The 18,128-nt window shown below is 64.1% G+C and carries 13 protein-coding genes; 8 read left to right on the top strand and 5 right to left on the bottom strand.

The window, feature by feature from the left end; translation table 11 throughout:
- Window positions 1–85: 85 nt before the first annotated feature.
- Window positions 86–1,564, top strand: a complete 1,479-nt coding sequence (locus JS536_RS05085; protein WP_214356035.1) for a Maf family protein — start codon at window positions 86–88, stop codon at window positions 1,562–1,564.
- Window positions 1,565–1,665: 101 nt separating this feature from the next.
- Here the strand turns inward: JS536_RS05085 and JS536_RS05080 are convergent, their stop codons facing one another.
- From JS536_RS05080 to JS536_RS05065, 4 genes are all read right to left on the bottom strand, one after another.
- Window positions 1,666–2,028 carry a hypothetical protein gene (locus tag JS536_RS05080; RefSeq protein WP_214356034.1) on the bottom strand — a complete coding sequence of 121 codons (363 nt, stop codon included), beginning with the start codon at window positions 2,026–2,028 and terminating at the stop codon, window positions 1,666–1,668.
- On the bottom strand, window positions 2,025–2,360 hold the full coding sequence (locus tag JS536_RS05075; protein WP_214356033.1) for a hypothetical protein: 336 nt from the start codon (window positions 2,358–2,360) through the stop codon (window positions 2,025–2,027). The genes JS536_RS05080 and JS536_RS05075 overlap by 4 nt, the downstream gene beginning before the upstream one ends.
- Before the next feature lie 133 nt (window positions 2,361–2,493).
- Window positions 2,494–3,687: an aldose epimerase family protein gene (locus JS536_RS05070; RefSeq protein WP_214356032.1), complete on the bottom strand. Its 1,194-nt coding sequence runs from the start codon at window positions 3,685–3,687 to the stop codon at window positions 2,494–2,496.
- On the bottom strand, window positions 3,684–4,544 hold the full coding sequence (locus JS536_RS05065; RefSeq protein WP_214356031.1) for an AraC family transcriptional regulator: 861 nt from the start codon (window positions 4,542–4,544) through the stop codon (window positions 3,684–3,686). Before JS536_RS05065 ends, JS536_RS05070 begins: the two co-directional genes overlap by 4 nt.
- 227 nt (window positions 4,545–4,771) lie before the next feature.
- On the opposite strand from JS536_RS05065, the gene JS536_RS05060 reads away from it, so the two are divergent.
- From JS536_RS05060 to JS536_RS05035, 6 genes are all read left to right on the top strand, one after another.
- Entirely contained in the window at window positions 4,772–8,116 is a 3,345-nt protein-coding gene (locus JS536_RS05060; RefSeq protein WP_214356030.1) for a DUF5107 domain-containing protein, read from the top strand.
- Between the two features lie 690 nt (window positions 8,117–8,806).
- Window positions 8,807–10,057, top strand: coding sequence for an ABC transporter substrate-binding protein (locus JS536_RS05055; protein ID WP_214356029.1), 1,251 nt, complete (start codon window positions 8,807–8,809; stop codon window positions 10,055–10,057).
- A gap of 11 nt (window positions 10,058–10,068) precedes the next feature.
- A complete protein-coding gene (locus JS536_RS05050) occupies window positions 10,069–11,070 on the top strand; it encodes a sugar ABC transporter permease (protein WP_240544264.1) in 1,002 nt (333 codons plus the stop codon).
- A gap of 59 nt (window positions 11,071–11,129) precedes the next feature.
- Window positions 11,130–11,957, top strand: coding sequence for a carbohydrate ABC transporter permease (locus tag JS536_RS05045; RefSeq protein ID WP_214304820.1), 828 nt, complete (start codon window positions 11,130–11,132; stop codon window positions 11,955–11,957).
- A gap of 245 nt (window positions 11,958–12,202) precedes the next feature.
- Entirely contained in the window at window positions 12,203–14,491 is a 2,289-nt protein-coding gene (locus JS536_RS05040; RefSeq protein WP_214356028.1) for a beta-galactosidase, read from the top strand.
- Window positions 14,492–14,617: 126 nt separating this feature from the next.
- A complete protein-coding gene (locus JS536_RS05035) occupies window positions 14,618–15,280 on the top strand; it encodes an HAD family phosphatase (RefSeq protein WP_214356027.1) in 663 nt (220 codons plus the stop codon).
- Window positions 15,281–15,307: 27 nt separating this feature from the next.
- Here the strand turns inward: JS536_RS05035 and JS536_RS05030 are convergent, their stop codons facing one another.
- Complete coding sequence (locus JS536_RS05030) at window positions 15,308–16,552, bottom strand: sugar diacid recognition domain-containing protein (protein ID WP_214356026.1); 1,245 nt, start codon at window positions 16,550–16,552, stop codon at window positions 15,308–15,310.
- Window positions 16,553–16,739: 187 nt separating this feature from the next.
- Here JS536_RS05030 and JS536_RS05025 point away from each other — a divergent pair, with 187 nt between their 5' ends.
- Window positions 16,740–18,038, top strand: coding sequence for an SLC13 family permease (locus JS536_RS05025; RefSeq protein ID WP_214356025.1), 1,299 nt, complete (start codon window positions 16,740–16,742; stop codon window positions 18,036–18,038).
- The last annotated feature ends 90 nt before the right edge of the window (window positions 18,039–18,128 follow it).

Here is an 18,128-nt window from a genome sequence, read left to right as displayed (position 1 = left end):
GTCGAAGATGTAAGGATGCGGCCAGGGCCAATGCCCGCGCCAATCCATACAATGCAAGGTAGTGAACCTAAGCCAGGAGGGTTGAATGTCCATTCCGCTGATTCTTGCGTCCAAGTCCAAGCCGCGCCGCGATGTGCTGTATGCGGCCGGCATCTGCCCCACGATTCGCGTCTCGCATGTGGATGAGCCCGCCGCGCTGGAGTCCGCCGCCCGGACCGCCGGCGTGACGGTCGATGACCTGACCGTCGATCAGCGGGTGATGATCCTGGCCGAGGCCAAGGCGCAGGCCGTACACCGCGCCTACCGCAATGTGGCCGCGTCGGCCGCCGCCGCGACCGGCGAACGTGTGATCGCCTACCCGTTGCGTGCCGCCGAGGTGCAGGCCGAGGATGCCAAGGCCGCCGAGCCCGGCTCCGGTACGCCAAACGCCGCTGCCGAGAAAACCCAGGCCATCGACTACTCCAAGGACCGCATCGCCACCACCCGTGACTTCTCCGGCGTGGATATGCCGACCGTCACCGAACCCATCTCCAACGTCATCGCCATGCAGCCGGGACTTACGCGCGCCACGGTCGGCCCGCTCATCATCGGCTGTGATTCGATGTTCCTGCTGGACGGCGAATGCTACGGCAAGCCGCACAGCGCCGAAGTCGCGCGCGAACGCCTGCGCAGGATGCGTGGGGCCAGCGGCGAGCTGTGGACCGGCCACTGCGTCATCGACTTCGCCACCGGTCGCGTGGCGCGCGGGGCTAGCCACGCCGTCGTGAAGTTCGGCGACTTCACGGACAAGGACATCGAACGGTACATCGCCACCGGCGAGCCGCTGGAAGTGGCCGGATCGTTCACGCTGGAAGGCTTCGGCGGTGCGTTCATCGACGGCATCGAAGGCGACCCGCACGGCATCATCGGCATCAGCCTGCCGCTCCTGCGCAAGCTGACCCGCGAACTCGGCGTGGACTGGACCGACCTGTGGAACGTCAAGCGCGGCGAAAGCGCGCCCGAGGCGGCGGATGCGGCCGGTATCCCGGCGGCGGGCAAGGATAACCTGCCGCCCGTGGAGAACGTGCACCAGCCCGGCGATGGTTGGGTGGACTGCGCCTGCGGCCGCAAGCATTGGGGCACCAACGGCGCGTCCGGCATTCTGCTGGCCCGCCGCGACCCGGCCACCGGCAAGGTGACGGACGTGGTGATGCAGCACCGTGCGGCATGGAGTGCGGAAGGCGGCACGTGGGGCATCCCCGGCGGTGCCACGGCGGACGGCGAATCGCCCATCGAGGGCGCGCTGCGCGAAAGCTACGAGGAGGCGAACATCACCCCCGAGGACATCGAGGTGGTCGGCTCCTACCGTGAGGACCACGGCCCGTGGGCGTACACCACCGTCTTCGCGTTCGAAAAGCCCGGCCACCATGTCGAGCCGCGTGCGAACGACGACGAAAGCAAGGAGATCTGCTGGGTGCCGATCGACGACGTGCCGAACCGCAAGCTCCTGACCGCCATGAAGACCGACTGGCCCCGCTTCGCCGCCCGCCTGGACGAGCTGGCCGGCGCATACGTGGCCAAGTAGGCCTGTTGCATTGCCTGGCGATTGCCGGGCAAATTGCCAATCAATGAGTAATCGATCGTTCCGTGTGGCCTGATCGAATCAGCGCCGGAACGGTCGATTACTCATGCCAGTGCTTTATCCAGTAATTCATCAATGGCTTCCTCTTTCGTCAGATGATGCGTTTGCGCGTAGATGAGGATTTTCTGATCGCGGGTGAGCCCGGCTTGGGCGAGACTTTGCCCTAGTGCCTGTCGGGTATATTCACTTGGTGTGACTTTTTTGGCCTGAGCCGCCGCCTCCACCAGTTTCCACAGCTCTTCCGGCATACGGATGGTGTGTGCCTTCATATCGGCTCGACTTGGAGGGAACGGGTCGTTCTCCCGTGTGAGTGTCGAATTCGGGAAGCCGTCTTCAGCCTCCTGCGCCCAGCGGTCGACCATATTGTCGGTAATCGGTGTGCCATCTTCGGCTATGTACTGCTTCATGCTCGGCTCCATTCCGTGAAGAATCCTTTGGTGAGATAGTTCGCATGAATGACGAGCGGCTCTGAGTCCGCCGTCTTCACGTAAACCAGTTCGATTGGCCGGCGATGCTGGTCGAATCCTATGACCGCCCATCGCTGCGGGTCCGTCGCGTGGTCACGCCATCGAATTCTTGCCGGTCCAAGGCGTGTATCGAATGCGGATTCGATTTGTTCCCTGGTGAGATGATGCGCCTGCAGTGCATGCGGATGTATCTCGATGTTGAGTTGTATTTCATTATCATACCTTGGTGTATGACGATTGTCATACGTTCCATCGTCGGAGCATGAGGACATGAGGGCTCCTTTGCCGGTGGTGTTGGTACGCTTGTGGCCACCGTATAAGGAGCCGGATTCGGGCGTCTAGCCGAACGGACCTATGTGGTTCCAGCTTCCGTCGCCGTCCACGTTGGCGGTGTCCGTCCGTTCTTTAATCTTTTACGGCAGGGGTGGGCTGATGCGTGGAACGGTCATTCACCGTGAATTCCCAACGGATGTGGAGCCGATAATGTTGTCCGGCGGGCAGCTTGGGGGAGAGCTCGGATGGGTCGTTGATGGAGTTCGGCACGAAGCCGGGCTCCAGGGCATAGCCGGCCGACGGGCCGTACGTGTGCCCGCTGGTGCCGGGAACGTCGTCCATGAATCCGGCGCTGTAGAACAACACGGCCGGGGCGTCGGCGTATTGCGTCATGCGGATGCCGGTGCGCGGGCTGTACGCGCTCGCCAGTTTGCGCAGTCCATTGCCGTTGGCCGGCTTGCGCGGGCTGCCTGATGCGCCGGATGCATCTGGTGCATCAGGATGGCCCGGTTCGTCTGGCTTGCTCCCGTCCAACCGGCTCGGCTCAAGTGCGGCGGCGCCCGGCAGTTGCCCTGCGGCGTCCTCGAACACGAACGCATGGTTGTATCCGCGTGCGGCAAGAATCTGGGCGTCGCTCGCATCGAGCCCCGACCGCAGGGCCTCGCCGATGACACGCGGCGTACGGAAATCCATCGCCGTGCCCTCGACCGGGGCATGGGGCAGCGGAATGAACCGCTCATCGGTCGGGCAGAAGCGGTCGGTGAAGATCTGAAGTTCCTGATCGAGCATGTTCCCGCTGCCCTCGCCCGAAAGGTTCCAGTAGGCATGGTTGGTCATGTTGGCGATGGTGGTCCGGTCGCAATCCGCGTCGATGACGAGGTCCAGCGCGTTTCCGGCAACGCCGTAACGGGCCCGGATATCCATCGTGCCCGGGAATCCCTGGTCACCGTCCGGCGAGGTCAGTGCCAGCGTCATGGAGTCCCGCCCATGTTCGATGACGGTCCAGCGGCGATGTTCGTAGCCGTCCGGCCCGCTGTGCGAACTGTTGGTGCCCTCGTTGGCTGACAGCTGGTAGGTTTTGCCGCCGATGGCGCACCGTGCGCCGGCGATGCGGTTCGCGTTGCGGCCGATGATCGCGCCCAGGTAGCAATCGTCGTGTTCGTAGTCGCCCGCCGAAGGCGGCCCCAGCAGCACGTTCGTGGGATTGCCGTCGCGATCCGGTACGACGACAGACATCAGACGCGCCCCGTAATCGGTCACTTGCGCGCTGATGCCGGGTTCGGCACCGTCGCCGGCATTGCCGATGCGCATCGTCATGGGAGTCATCGTCCCACCTCGCTTTGCCTGCGGAATTCGATGGGGGAGACGCCGTTCTTGCGCTTGAACGCGGCGCAGAACGTGCTGGTGTCGGTGAAGCCGCACTCCTCGCACAGCTGCTTCAGCGGGATGTCCGAATTGATGAGCAGGTACTTCGCGGCGTGCATGCGCGCGTCCACGATATAGGCGTGCGGGGTGTATCCGGTCTTCTTCTTGAAGACGCGGATGAAATGGTATTCGCTCATGAACGCGCGTGCCGCCAGTTCGTCGATGGGCAGCGGGTCGCTCAGATGATTGGAGATATAGGCGAGCACGTCCTCGATGGCGTGCGGCTGCCGCTGCACGGTGGCGTCGCTGTCGGAGGCGGCCATTGCGAATTCGGTGAGGATGTCCGTGATGTACTTCGCCATCTGAGCCTCGCTCACGCGCGATGCCGTATGGAACGTCTCGTAGATATTGGACATCCTGGTCAGCGCGTAGTTCGGATCCCGCAGCGAGAACACCGAGCCGAGCTTGCCGTTGATCAGGTCGAAGTAGGCGCGCGCCATCGTGCCGTCGAAATGCAGCCACAGCACCTCGCTGTCCTCGTCGGTGCCGTATGAGTGGTGCCCGTAGCAGTCCAGCAGCACGAAGTCGCCTTTCCGGGCCTGCTGTTCGCCCTGATCGGTGCGGACGGTGAACGATCCGCTGCGCAGGGCCATGATGAGGAAACTGTCGAACGAGCTGCGCTCCTGCCGGTAGCCGGCCTCGTAATGGAACAGTCCCGCGCGCAGCGGGTACAGGAACGTGCTCAACGCCGTTTTGCTGGGGGTGTAGATGTAGAACTCCGAGTCCGCGTTGTCGATGTTGTGCTCCGCAGGTTTCATGGGTGCCTCCAACCTCTCACGCCGCGCGGCCGTCCTCGACCCGCTCGGCGATGTGTCCGATTGTGTTCATCATAATGAATCCGCAAGACTTCGGCATGCGCAATTTTTCTCTATGACATGGCAGGAAAACTTTAGAATGCGCAGAAAAACAGGTTTAGTCTGTAAGCAAGTAATCAATGGATTACACATTACGTAACCAGCATGAGCATCCAACGGAGGAGCACATCATGGCCGTCACCATCACAGACACCGTCATCACCATCCCTACTTACGAGATCGGCGCCGCGGACAAGAACCCCGAGTTCATCGAGAAGCGCGTCTACCAGGGCAGCTCGGGCCGTGTCTACCCGTACCCGGTCATCGAGACCATCAGCGACGAGAAGCACGACAAGGACTACAAGGCCGTCATCATCGAGAACGAATACCTCGAAGTGACCGTGCTGCCCGAGCTCGGCGGCCGCATCCAGTATGCCAAGGACAAGACCAACGGCTACGACTTCGTCTATCGCAACGACGTCATCAAGCCCGCCCTCGTGGGCCTGACCGGCCCGTGGATCTCCGGCGGCATCGAGTTCAACTGGCCGCAGCACCACCGCCCGACCACCTACCTGCCGGTCGACTACAAGGTCGAGGAGCTGGCGGACGGCGGCAAGGCCGTGCTGTGCCACGACACCGACCAGATGTACGGCACCCAGGTCATCACCAAGATCGCCCTGCACCCCGGCAAGGCGTACATCGAGATCTCCGCGCAGCTGTACAACGGCACCTCGCTGCCGCAGACCTTCCTGTGGTGGGCCAACCCGGCCGTTCCGGTCAACCAGCACACCAAGACCGTGATGCCGCCGGACGTCATCGCCGTCATGGACCACGGCAAGCGCGACGTCTCCCGCTACCCGATCGCCACCGGCACCTACTACAAGCACGACTACTCCGAGGGTGTGGACATCGGCCGTTACAAGAACGTGCCGGTGCCGACCTCCTACATGGCCGCGCATTCCGACTACAACTTCGTGGGCGGCTACGACTTCGGCGAGCAGGCCGGCATCCTGCACGTGGCCGACCACCACGTCTCCCCGGGCAAGAAGCAGTGGACCTGGGGCAACGGCGACTTCGGCCGCGCCTGGGACCGCAACCTCACCGACGCCAACGGCCCGTACGTGGAGCTCATGACCGGCGTCTTCACGGACAACCAGCCCGATTTCACCTGGCTCAAGCCGTACGAAGGCAAGACCTTCACCCAGTACTTCATGCCGTACAAGCAGGTCGGCCAGGTCAAGAACGCCTCCATCAAGGCCGCAGTGAACCTGGAGATCGGCCCGGAGGACACGTTCGGCGCCGCCGGCGAGACCGAAGGCATCGAAGCGCAGGGTCTCAAGGCCGGCCAGGGTCGCGTGACCGTATACGCCACGAGCGTGTACGAGAACGCCACCGTCACCGTGACCACCAAGGACGGCCGGACGCTGTACTCCTACACCGGCACCATCAGCCCGAACGACATCGTCAGGGCCGAATTCGAGACCGGAGACGTGCCGGCCACCGAAATCACCGCCACCGTGGCCGACGCGGACGGCAAGGTCCTCATCGACTACACCCCGCAGCCCAAGAAGATCGAGAAGCTGCCGGAGCCGGCCAAGGCCGCCGACGAGCCCGAGAAGATCGCCACCAACGAGGAGCTGCTGCTCGCCGGCCTGCACCTGGAGCAGTACCGTCACGCCACCTACATGCCCGACCCGTACTACCTCGAAGGCCTCAAGCGCGATCCGGAGGACGCCCGCATCAACAACGCCTACGGCCGCCTGCAGCTGCGCCGCGGCGTGTTCAAGTGCGCCGAAACCCACTTCCGCACCGCCATCAAGCGCCTGACCAAGCACAACACCCAGCCGTACGATTCCGAGCCGCACTACAACCTCGGCCTGGCCCTCTTCTACCAGGGCGAGTACGACAAGGCCTTCGACGCCTTCTTCAAGGCCACCTGGGACGACACGCAGAAGGAGCGCGCCTTCTTCTACATGGCCGCCATCGCCGCCCGCCGCGGCGACTTCGCGGACGCGCTGGAGTACGTGGACAACGCCCTGACCCGCAACACCATGAACATCAAGGCCCGCGCCCTCAAGGCGTACGTGCTGCGCAGGCTCGGCCGCACCGACGAGGCCGCCGCGGCGCTCGCCGAGAACCTGAAGATCGACGAGTTCGACTTCGTCTCCGGCAACGAGCGCGTGATCGCCGGCGCCGATCCCGCCGAACTCGCCGGCCTCATGCGCGGCTTCCACGAGAACTACCTGCAGGCCGCACGCGACTACGCCCTGTTCGGCGCCTACGAGGAAGCCCTGGGCCTACTCGCCAAGGCCGACCAGACCAAGCCGATGGTCAGGTACTACGAGGGCTACTACCTCGCCGCACTCGGCCGCGACACCGAGGCCAAGGCCGCGTTCGAGGCCGCCGAGGCCGCACCGAGCGACTACTGCTTCCCGAACAAGCTGGAGGACATCGCGCCTCTGGAGAAGGCCATCGAAGTGGTGGACGGCGCCAAGGCCCCGTACTACCTCGGCTGCCTATACTACGACAAGGTCCAGGCCGAGAAGGCCATCGCCCTGTGGGAGCAGTCGCGCGACCGCGACCCGGAATTCCCGACCGTGCACCGCAACCTGGCGCTCGCCTACTACAACAAGCGCGGCGACGCAGCCTCCGCCGGCCGTGAGATTGAGGAGGCCTACCGCCTCGACGAATCCGACGCCCGCGTGTTCCTGGAGCTCGACCAGCTGCACCGCAAGGTCGGCTGGACCTACGCCCAGCGCCTCGAGGAGTTCGAGAAGCATCTCGACGTGGTGGCCGAACGCGATGACCTGTACATCGAATACCTGACCGTGCTCAACCAGACCGGCAACTACGCCAAGGCCTACGAGCTCATGGGCCAGCGCCGCTTCCACCCGTGGGAGGGCGGCGAAGGCAAGATCACCGGCCAGTACCGCATCGCGCTGACCCTGCTCGCCAAGGACGCCATGGCCGCCGGCGATTGGGCCAAGGCCAAGGACCTGCTCACCCGGACCCTGTCCTACCCGCACAACCTCGGCGAAGGCAAGCTCGAAGGCCAGAAGGACAACGACATCCACTACTACCTCGGTGTGGTGGAGCGCCACCTCGGCGACGAGACGGCCGCGGAAGCCGAATTCCGCCAGGCCACCATTGGCCCCGACGAGGTGAAGGGCGCCATGTACTACAACGACCAGCCCGCCGAGATGATCCTCTTCCAGGGTCTCGCCCACAAGGCGCTCGGCGAGGAAGGCCCCGCCAACGCCCGCTTCTACCGCCTGCTGGACTACGGCGAGCAACATCTCGACGACAAGGTCAAGATCGACTACTTCGCCGTCTCGCTGCCGGACTTCCTCATCTTCGAGAACGACTACACGAAGATGAACCGCATCCACTGCCTGTACCTCATGGCGCTGGCCAACATCGGCAACGGCGACAAGGCCAAGGCCGCGGAGTTCCTGCGGGACGCCCTGGGCCTCGACCCGAGCCACATCCAGGCGAACCTGTTCGCCGACGAGATCGCCAACCGTCACGTGCTGTGACGCGCCCGACCGCTCTCCGTGCAAGCTAGGCGTCTGCGGCCCTCGTGACCGCCCGCGCGTCTGATTTCGGCCGGTTCCCCACCTCCGAGGGGAACCGGCCTTTTTATGATGGTGCTGCCCGAAGTCTGACGCATCCCCCATTCTTGGCTCCCCTTGTCAGGACATTGCCGTGAAACAAACAGCGGAGCTGTTTGTAGGCGATGTGCGAGACGACAGTCGAGCCAGTGGACTGCGAACGAAGTTCGTCCTTAATTGCAGGACGAGCTGCCGGCGAAGCCGACTGAGGGGTAGTCTCCGTAACAGTCAAATGCAGAAAACCAGGCAAATATATGGTCTGCAAGTAGTTGTCGGAACAGGATCAAGGCGGGATACTGGAGTCATCCATTCCCGATATGTCGGATGCCCGGCCCATTGGGATTCGGCAAGCGAAGGAGACATGCCATGAACGCACGCAATAGCGGAAAGGCCGACTCCCCTCCCATAATGCAAAAGCAATTTTTCACTATTCGTAAGCAGGAAAAGCAAACAAACACATCAAAAACAGCCATACGATAGTATCAACAAACAACAACATAGAGGGATGACACAGCAGTCATTCCCCTCAAGAAATCCATAACTGTTGACGGGCATGCGAAACCCACCAATGCCGGTGGGCTGGCGCGAGCTCGCCCTGAAGAAAGGAAACCTCCCATGAAGTCCCTGAAATCACTGATCGGTGCGGGCGTCGCCGTCGCCATGATCGCATCCCTGGCCGCCTGCGGATCGAGCTCCGCCTCCGGCAAGACCGAGCTTTCGTTCTTCGCCAACAACACCCAGGACCTGTACCAGCCGATCATCGACGCCTTCGAGAAGAAGAACCCGGACATCAAGATCAAGTTCAGCACCACCAACGGCGCCCAGGCCGGCTACCAGCAGACGCTCCAGACCCGCATCTCCGGCGGCCAGCTCGCCGACGTCTACGTGGCCCCGCCCGAGCAGCTCAACGACCTGGTCAAGAACGGCGTGGCCAAGGACCTGACCGACGAATCGTTCATGGACCGCATCGGAGACACGAACAAGGCGCAATCCACCATCGACGGCAAGGTCTACAGCATGTCCGTGACCGCATGGACCAACGCCTACGCCTACAACAAGGACCTGCTCGCCAAGGCCGGCTACGACACCATCCCCGAGACCTGGGACGAGTTCATCGACATGCTCAAGGCCCTGAAGGACGCCGGAGTGGACAAGCCCTACCTTGAGCCCAAGGCCGGCCTCGGCGCTCTGGTGGAGGGCTGGATCGGCTATGACTCCTCCAAGCAGTCCAAGAGCATCGACCAGCAGATCGGCGACGGCGACTCCACGTTCGCCAAGAGCTACACCAAGTACTACAAGGAATGGGCCAAGCTCTTCGACGCCGGCGTGATGGGCTCCGAGGTCACCGGCCTCGCGGACGACCAGGTCCGCTCCGAATTCGCCGCCGGACGCCTCGCCGTGATGCCTTCCGGCTACTGGGATGTGAACACCTTCAAGAACGCCGGCATCAACTTCGCGTTCGGCCGCATGCCGATGCTGCACAAGGGCGATACGCCGTTCGCCCCCGGCTCCGCCGACTCCGGCTACGCCATCAACGCCAAGATCGACGGCAAGAAGCTCGAGGCGGCCGAATCCTTCCTCGACTTCCTCTCCTCCGAGGAGGGCCTCAAGCTCATCCAGGACAACCTCGGCCTGATCCCGGCCACCAAGAACTACACGCCGGACATCGACGCGACCTTCACCGAGCCGTACGACCTGTACCTGAAGACCGGCAACGTCTACCTCAACACCCTCGGCTGGCCCACCAGCGGCCGTAGCGCCCTGCGCGCCGAGACCTTCGCCCAGCTGCAGCAGGTGGCTCTCGGCTCCATCACCCCCGCCCAGGCCACCGCCAACCTGGACACCAAGCTCAAGACGCTGTCCTGAAGGTGAACGACATGTCACAGGCAACCGCAATGATCTCCGCGTCCGCCTCCTCCGCGGCGGGCGCGGCCCCGGCCCGGGCCATCGGTCTGGACCGGAACCTCGAAGCCATCCACGCCAAGGATCGCAAGCGCCGCAACCTCGTGGAGAACCTGACCTCGGTGAGGTTCCTCCTCCCGCTGCTCGCGGTGTACATCGTCATCGTGCTCATCCCGTTCCTGCAGAGCATCGTCTTCAGCCTCACCGACTACGACGGCTATGACTTCGCCAACGCCAAGTTCGTCGGAATCGCCAACTACCAGGCGATTTTCCAGGACCAGACCCTGCTCGCCGGCCTCGGATTCACCCTGCTCTACACCATCGCCACCACCGTGCTCATCACCGCCATCGCCCTGCCCCTGGCCGTGACGCTCAACCGGAAGTTCTTCGGACGCAACTTCGCCCGCTCCCTGTTCTTCTTCTTCTCGGTGCCATCGATGGCCGTGCTCGGACTGGTCTGGCAGTACATCTTCTCCCCGCTCGGCACCGGTGCGGTCAACACGGTGCTCGGCAAGCTCGGCATCAGCCCGGTGCCGTGGCTGTCCGACCCGGCGCTCGCCAAGTTCTGCGTGATCTTCATCGCCGTATGGGCCCAGGTCGGCTGGCACGCCACCCTGTACCTCGCCTATCTGCAGGCCATCCCCGCCGACCTGTACGAACAGGCTTCGGTGGACGGCGCCACGCGCGGCCAGCAGTTCGTCCACATCACCCTGCCGCAGATGGTGCCCGCCATGGGCGTCTCCATCTTCATGCTCCTGACCGGCGGCCTCAAGGTCTACGATCTTCCGTTCACCCTCACCACCGGCGGCCCCGGCAACGCCACCTACACCGTCACCCAGTCCATCATCGTCACCGGTATCGGCTCCGGCCGTTACGGCGTGGGATCCGCGCTCGGCGTGATGTTCTTCCTGTGCTGCGTGATTCTCGTGGCACTGCAGCAAATCGTCACCTCGCTGATCGAAAAGAGGCTGTCATGACCGCACAGCAGACAATGCAGCAGACTTCCCCCGCGACGTCCGCCGCACACGGACTGTCCATGAGCCAGCGCGAACGCATCCGCTCCGCCATCCGCTCGGTGGTGGTCATCGCCATCGCCCTGATCTGCGCCGTGCCGCTGTATGTGGTGGTGGTCAACACCTTCAAGAACTCGGGCGACATGGCCGCCGACCCGTTCGGACTGCCCACGCACTTCACGCTTGAGAACTACGCCTACGCGCTGGAGAACCTGCCGGTGGTGCAGGCCACCATCAACACGCTGATCGTCACCGTGGTGGGCGTGTTCTTCATGGTCATCATCGGCGCGCTCGCCGCCTATGGCATGGTGCAGAAGCGCAGCAGGCTCACGGCCGGCATCGGCGCCTTCCTCATGCTCTCGTTCGTGATCCCCGGACAGACGCTGCTCATCCCGCAGTACAAGATGGAGGCGCAGTTCGGCCTGGTGGACACCCTGCTCGGCCTGATCGTGCTGTACCTGGCCGGCGCCACGTTCTGCTACTTCCTCATCGTGCAGTACATGCGCGGCCTGCCCCAGGAACTGTTCGAGGCTGCACGTCTCGACGGCGCGGGCCCGTTCCGCATCTTCTGGCAGATCGTGCTGCCTCTCATCCGCCCGATCCTGGTCACCGTGGTGGTCTTCGAGACCATGTGGACGTGGAACGACTTCATGACCCCGAACATCTACATCTCCTCGACCGAGAAGCAGACGCTCGTGCTGCAGGTGTTCAACGCCATGGGCCAGTTCAGCACCAACTGGCCGCTGTTCATGACCATCACCACCATTGCCCTCATCCCCGTGTTCCTCTTCTTCATCTTCTGCCAGAAGTGGATCGTCGCCGGCCTGGTGGCCGGATCGGTAAAAGGCTGAGCCGTTAAGCGAACAGTCCAGTGGACTGTTCGTAGGCTCAGCCTGAGCGAGGCGATAGCCGAGCGAAGGTTATATTGAGCCCTCGCGTAGCGAGGTCCGTAATTGCGGGACTGACGCGGTAAGCGAACTAACGAAACTTCGTTTCGTTCTTCGCCGTAGGCGAGTCCGTAATTGCTGGGCCAGAGGCGATCCGTTGCTCCCGCCACTCCCATCTCATGCTTCTTATCTCCGAAAGGCAAAAACCCATGTCCAACACCCTCGACCTGACCGGCTTCACGCCGAAGGCCATCACCCCCTTCTCCATCACCCGCAACGATTGGGGAGTGGCTCCGGACGGCACCGCCGTGGACTTCACCAACTACTACATGACCTTCGACGGCAAGCCGTTCTACGGGGTCTGCGGTGAGTTCCACTACTCGCGTATGGACCCCTCGCGCTGGGACGAGCAGCTCGCCAAGATGGTGGCCGGCGGCATCAACGTCATCGCCACCTACGTGTTCTGGAACCATCATGAGGAGCACGAGAACCAGTGGAACTTCACCGGCCGTCGCAACATTCGCCGGTTCATCCGGCTGTGCGCCAAGCATGGGCTCAAGGTCATCGTGCGTCTCGGCCCGTTCGACCACGGCGAGGTGCGCAACGGCGGCATCCCGGACTGGATGTACGGCAAGCCGTACGAGGTCCGTTCCGTGGATCCCGGCTTCCTGGACAAGGTGCGCGACCTGTACGCGCACATCGCCGCACAGCTGGACGGCCTGTATTTCAAGGACGGCGGTCCGATCGTCGCCGCCCAGCTGGACAACGAGTACATGCACTCCTCCTCCCCGTGGGAGATGACCACCGGCATCACCAACGAATGGGTGCCCGGCGGCCATGACGGCTTCGCCTACGTGCATGCCCTGCGCCGCATCGCCGAGGAGGAGGGCATCTCGGTGCCGTTCTACACCAACACCGGTTGGGGCGGCTCCCCGGTGCCCGACGACGTGCTGCCGCTGTGGGGCGGCTACGCATACCGCCCGTGGCTGTTCTACGCGGGTCCCGGCGAGCATCCGGTCACCGACGAATACGTGTACCGCGATTTCCACTCCAACGACTGCCCGCGCGGCGAGGAATTCGCCCCCACCTACGAGCCGGAAACCAAGCCGTATGCCTGTTGCGAGATGGGCGGCGGCATGTTCAGCTCGTACAACTACCGCTTCGTGCTGCCGATGAAGTCCGTGGACGCCATGTCCAACATCAAGATGGCCTCCGGCTGCAACTTCCTGGGCTACTACATGTTCCAGGGCGGCTCGAACCCGATCGGCGACGGCATCTACCTCAACGAAAGCCAGCTGCCGAAGATCTCCTACGACTTCCAGGCGGCGCTCGGCGAATTCGGTCAAGCGCGCGAATCCTACCGCCGCATGAAGGCCGTGCACTACTTCGCGCTGGCCTTTGCCGAACGTCTGTGCCCGCTGGGTGTGGCCGTGCCGGAAGGCCAGGAGTCGATCGCCCCGACCGACATGGACACCCTGCGCTGGTGCGTGCGCACCGATGGCGAACGCGGCTTCGTGTTCCTCAACAACTTCCAGGACCACGCCAGCATGCCGGCCAAGCACGGCGAATCGGTCGAAGTCACGCTGGCTTCCGGCGAAACCGTGCGGTTCGACGGCATCGGTCTGGCCTCCGACGAGAACTGCATCCTGCCGTTCAACATGGACCTCGACGGCGTCACGCTGACCGCCGCCACCGCGCAGCCCGTCACCGTGATCGCCCCTGCCGGTGCCGCACACCGCACCTTCGTGTTCCTCAGGCCCGATGGCATGGATGACTGCTGGTTCCGTTTCGCCGACGGCACCGTGCATCATGTACCGGCGGATGCGGATATGGAATCCTTCCCGATTTCGGACGAGGCCGGCCACGCGGTGGACATCGTGTGCCTGAGCCGTGCCAAGGCCGACGCGATGACCGTGATCGGCGGCAAGGCGCTGGTGTTCGCCGGCGATCCGGTCGCACAGGATCCGGCCCGGCCCAGCATCGTCAACGACGGTGCCGCCGTCTACGAACTGGACGGACGAATCGTCGTGGAATCCACTCGGCCGAACGTCGCCGTAAGCTCCTATCCCGCCGGTTTCCTCGCCGAGCAGAGCGTACGGTACCAGCCGGTCGCCGCGGAGCCCGTCGTGCGGAAGCTGTCCGACACGCGCTACGTCATCGACCTGCCCGACGACCTGCTCGCCGCCGACGGCGTGGAGGACATGCGCCTGCGCGTGCGCTACTCGGGCGACATCGGCTGGCTGTGGTGCGGCCGCACCCTGGTGGACGACAACTTCTGCAACGGCGACGTGTGGGAGATCGGACTCAAGGAATACGTGCAGCAGCTCGAGGACAACCGCAACCAGCTGGTGCTCACCATCACGCCCATCAAGGAAGGCGCGAACGTGAACGTGGAATCCGCGATGGCCGCCCGCATGGAGAACGTCGACCAGCAGACGGCGGGACTGGAGTCCGTGACCCTGCAGCCGGTGTACCAGACGGTTCTGCACGCGGCCTGATTGGTTAGGCTCTGTTGGACCAAGATCGATGGATCCATGGGATTGATGTCGAATCTTGGTTCAGCAGAGCCGACTTGCTTTGTAAGGTGATCGATCGGAGACCGCAATGGGGGAGCTGTGTGCCGAGTGAAATATGAGCATCGTGGTTCCATCGCATGGACGCCCAAGGCCGTGCTGTGGGACCTGGACGGCACCCTGGTCGACTCCGACCCGCTGTGGGTGGCCGCCGAACGTCATTGCGCTGAATCGAACGGCGTGGTCTGGAACGAGGGGTTGAGTCTCAGGATGACGGCCGCGCCGCTGCCGGTGTGCGCGAAGGTGCTGCAGGAGGCGGGCGTGCGGCTCGACGCGGACGTGATCATCGCCGCTCTGGTGGCGGATGTCACCGCAATGTACGGCGACGACGTGCCGTGGACGCCGGGCGCATGGGATGTGCTGACCGAGCTGCGTCGGCACGGCATCCCCTCGGTGCTGGTCACCGGTTCGCCGTTCTCGCTCGCCTCGCGCGTGGTGGCCGCGGCGCCGGAAGGCATGTTCGTCGGTATCGTCAGTGGGGACGATGATATTCCGCACAAGCCCGATCCCGCGCCCTACCTGCGTGGCGCCCGTCTGGCCGGGGTGCCGGCCGACGACTGCCTGGTATTCGAGGATTCCGCCAGCGGCGTCACCTCCGCGCTAGCGGCAGGCGCCCACGCCATAGGCCTCAACGCCTGCGCCCGCACCCCGCTGCCCGCCGACGCCGCCTATCCGGTACTCGACTCCCTGCGCGACTTCCGGCTGGGGGAGTAGCCTCGCGTTTTTCCGTGAGCGGCGATGCTATCGAATCCTGCTGTCTGCCATGCCTATGAGCCGGCGCAGCGTGAAGGCGGTGGCCAAAGTGGTGTGATCGGCCAGCTCGCGTGGATTGTAGCCGGTGAGTCGGGTGATCCTGTTCAATCGGTTCTGCACGGTGTTCTTGTGCAGGAACAGCTCCTCGGCGGTGCGTGAGATGCTGCCGTTGTGCCGCGTGTAGGCGTCGAACACGGCGTCCGCTTCATCGATTTCCTCCTCAGTGAGCCCGTCGAACACATTCCGGACGAATCGCGCGGCGGTGTCGTCGGGCACTGAGCATAGCGCGAGGCCGATGCCCATGTCGTCGTAGGCCATGACTTGCGTCGCTGTGGTGCCGGTGTTGACGCCGCCATCGACGCCGACGCCGGCGGTGTCCATGGCGCCCGCGGCCGATGCGTCCGCCATCCCGGTTCGCGCACGGTCTCCGGCGAATACGGACCACAACGCCGCCGTGCGGGCCTGCCGGTAGCAGCGGTGGTATTCCGCCACGGTGTGGGCCGTGTCTCCCATGCCGAACGCCAGCCGCCTGCCGTTGATGCGCGCCGCCGCGTCGCCCAACCGGACGAGCAGGTCACGAGTCTCATCCGCAGTCAAGCGCGCGGCGTCCAGCAGGAGGCGGTACTCGCCGCCGTAAATCGTGTACAGTTGCTCGGCATCGCCGCCAAGCAGCGCGTCCAGCGCATCATAGGTGCCGTCCTGTGTGGCGCCGGCATCGCCGCCTGTCCCGTGTTCCAGCCGTCCCACCGCCACGATGCGCGGTCGTTCGAGATCGACGCCGAGCGTGGTGGCCAGATATCCGATGGGCGCGGCATCCGATTGCGGGGCGATGAGCAGGTTCGTCAGATTCGTCATCATCATGCGGCGGTCGAACCGGGAGACCTGCTCCAGGTTCTCGCGCACCAGGATCTCCGTCATCTTCTTGATGACGTTGCCGAACGGCTCCACACGGGCGCGCTCGCCAGTGATGCCGACCACCGCGATCACCGTGTCGCCCTGCATGACCGGCACGTTGATGCCGTCGCGCGCGCCGGCGAACGGGTGCTCGGCGTCCACCGCCACAATCCGGCCGGTCCGTGCTGCCAGCAGCGCCGCCTCGTGGTCGGTGCCGATGCGTGTGGGGTCGGTGCTGGCGATGACGCGGCCCTCCGTGTTGAAGAAGTTGATGTCGTGCTGCAGCACGCCCTTGATGTTCTCCACGATGGTGGTGGCGATGTGCGGGTCGATGTCCATCTCGCGCTCCTTCGCGTAGCGGTCCCATTCGATTGGCGGGTTCGCTTTCTCTTCTCCTGACATGGTACCGGTAACAGACGGTATTGGGGAAACCATGGGATTTTCTGGTTCGAGGATGGTTGTTGGGATATGGCGAGGTACGCGATACTGGGACCATCCACACATACACGATCAAAGGAGATTCACCATGGTGGAAGGTGTCGCTATCGCTTGGTGGGCCGCCCTGCTGGGCCTGGCCGTGGCGATCGTCCTGATTCTGAAGAAACTCAACGCCACGTACGCGCTCATGCTCGGCGCGGTGGTCGGATGCGTAATCGGCGGCGCGACGCTGCCCCAGACCGTCAACGTGATCGTCGCGGGCGGCCAGAGCGTGGTCGGCACCATCGTGCGCGTGCTGGCGGCAGGCGTGCTGGCCGGTGTAATGATGGAATCCGGCGCCGCCAACCGCATCGCCAAGACCATCGTCACCGTATTCGGCGAGCGATTCGCCATCCTCTCGCTGGCGCTCGCCACCATGATCATCTGCGCGGTGGGCGTATTCATCCCCGTGGCCGTGCTCATCGTGGCGCCGATCGCGCTGGAGGTCGGCAACCGGCTGGGCATCTCCAAGGTGGCGCTGCTTGTGGCCCTCTCCGGCGGAGGCAAGGCCGGCAACATCATCTCCCCGAACCCGAACGCCATCGCCGCCGCCTCCGGTTTCGACGTGCCCCACTCCTCGGTGATGATCGGCAGCTTCGTTCCGGCCGTCTGCGGCCTGGCCATGGCCGTGCTGCTCGCCACCCTGCTGCGTGGCCGCGGCGCCGCGCCGACCGCCGCCGAGGTCGACGCCAACGACGCCGCGGACGACGCCTCCCTGCCGTCCATCGGGCGTGCGCTCGTGGCCCCGGTCATCGCCGTGGCGCTGCTGCTCGTCAACCCGATCGGCAACGTGCTGAACATCGAACTGCTCACCCGATTCCAGGTGGACGCTATGTACATCCTGCCGTTCGCCGCCGTCGTGGGCCTGTTCGCCATGGGCAAGGGCCGTCACCTGCTCGACTACTCCAAGGCCGGCATCGGCCGCATGACCGATGTAGTGCTCATCCTCATCGGCGCCGGCGCCATCGGCGGCCTCATCACCAATTCCGACCTGTCCGCACAGATCGTGAACCTCATCAAGGCGTGGGGCGTGTCCGGCTCCGTGCTCGCCCCGCTGGCCGGCATCCTCATGGCCGCCGCCACCGCGTCCACCTCCACCGGCGTGATCCTCGGCTCCAATTCGTTCGGCGCCTCGATCCTGGACTTCGGCGTGAGCCCGGTGGCCGCCGCCGTGACCATGCAGGCCGGCGCCACGGTGATCGACCATCTGCCGCACGGCAACTACTTCCACGTCACCGGACAGTCCATGAAGATGACGGTCGGCGAGCGCATGAAGTCCGTGCCGTTCGAAAGCCTCGTGGGCCTGACCATGACCGCCGTGGCCTGCCTGACCACCGGCCTGTTCTAAGAGGATGTATTCCATCCGGAAGAAAATCGCCAATCCGGTGTCGCTTTCGCGGCTCCCCTTGTCAGGGGAGCTGTCAGCGAAGCTGACTGA

The sequence above is a fragment of the Bifidobacterium sp. SO4 genome (assembly GCF_018555355.1).
In the GTDB taxonomy this organism is placed as follows: Bacteria; Actinomycetota; Actinomycetes; order Actinomycetales; family Bifidobacteriaceae; genus Bifidobacterium; species Bifidobacterium miconisargentati.
Note: the sequence above shows the minus strand (reverse complement) of the source record. Positions and strands in the feature narration are given on the sequence as shown.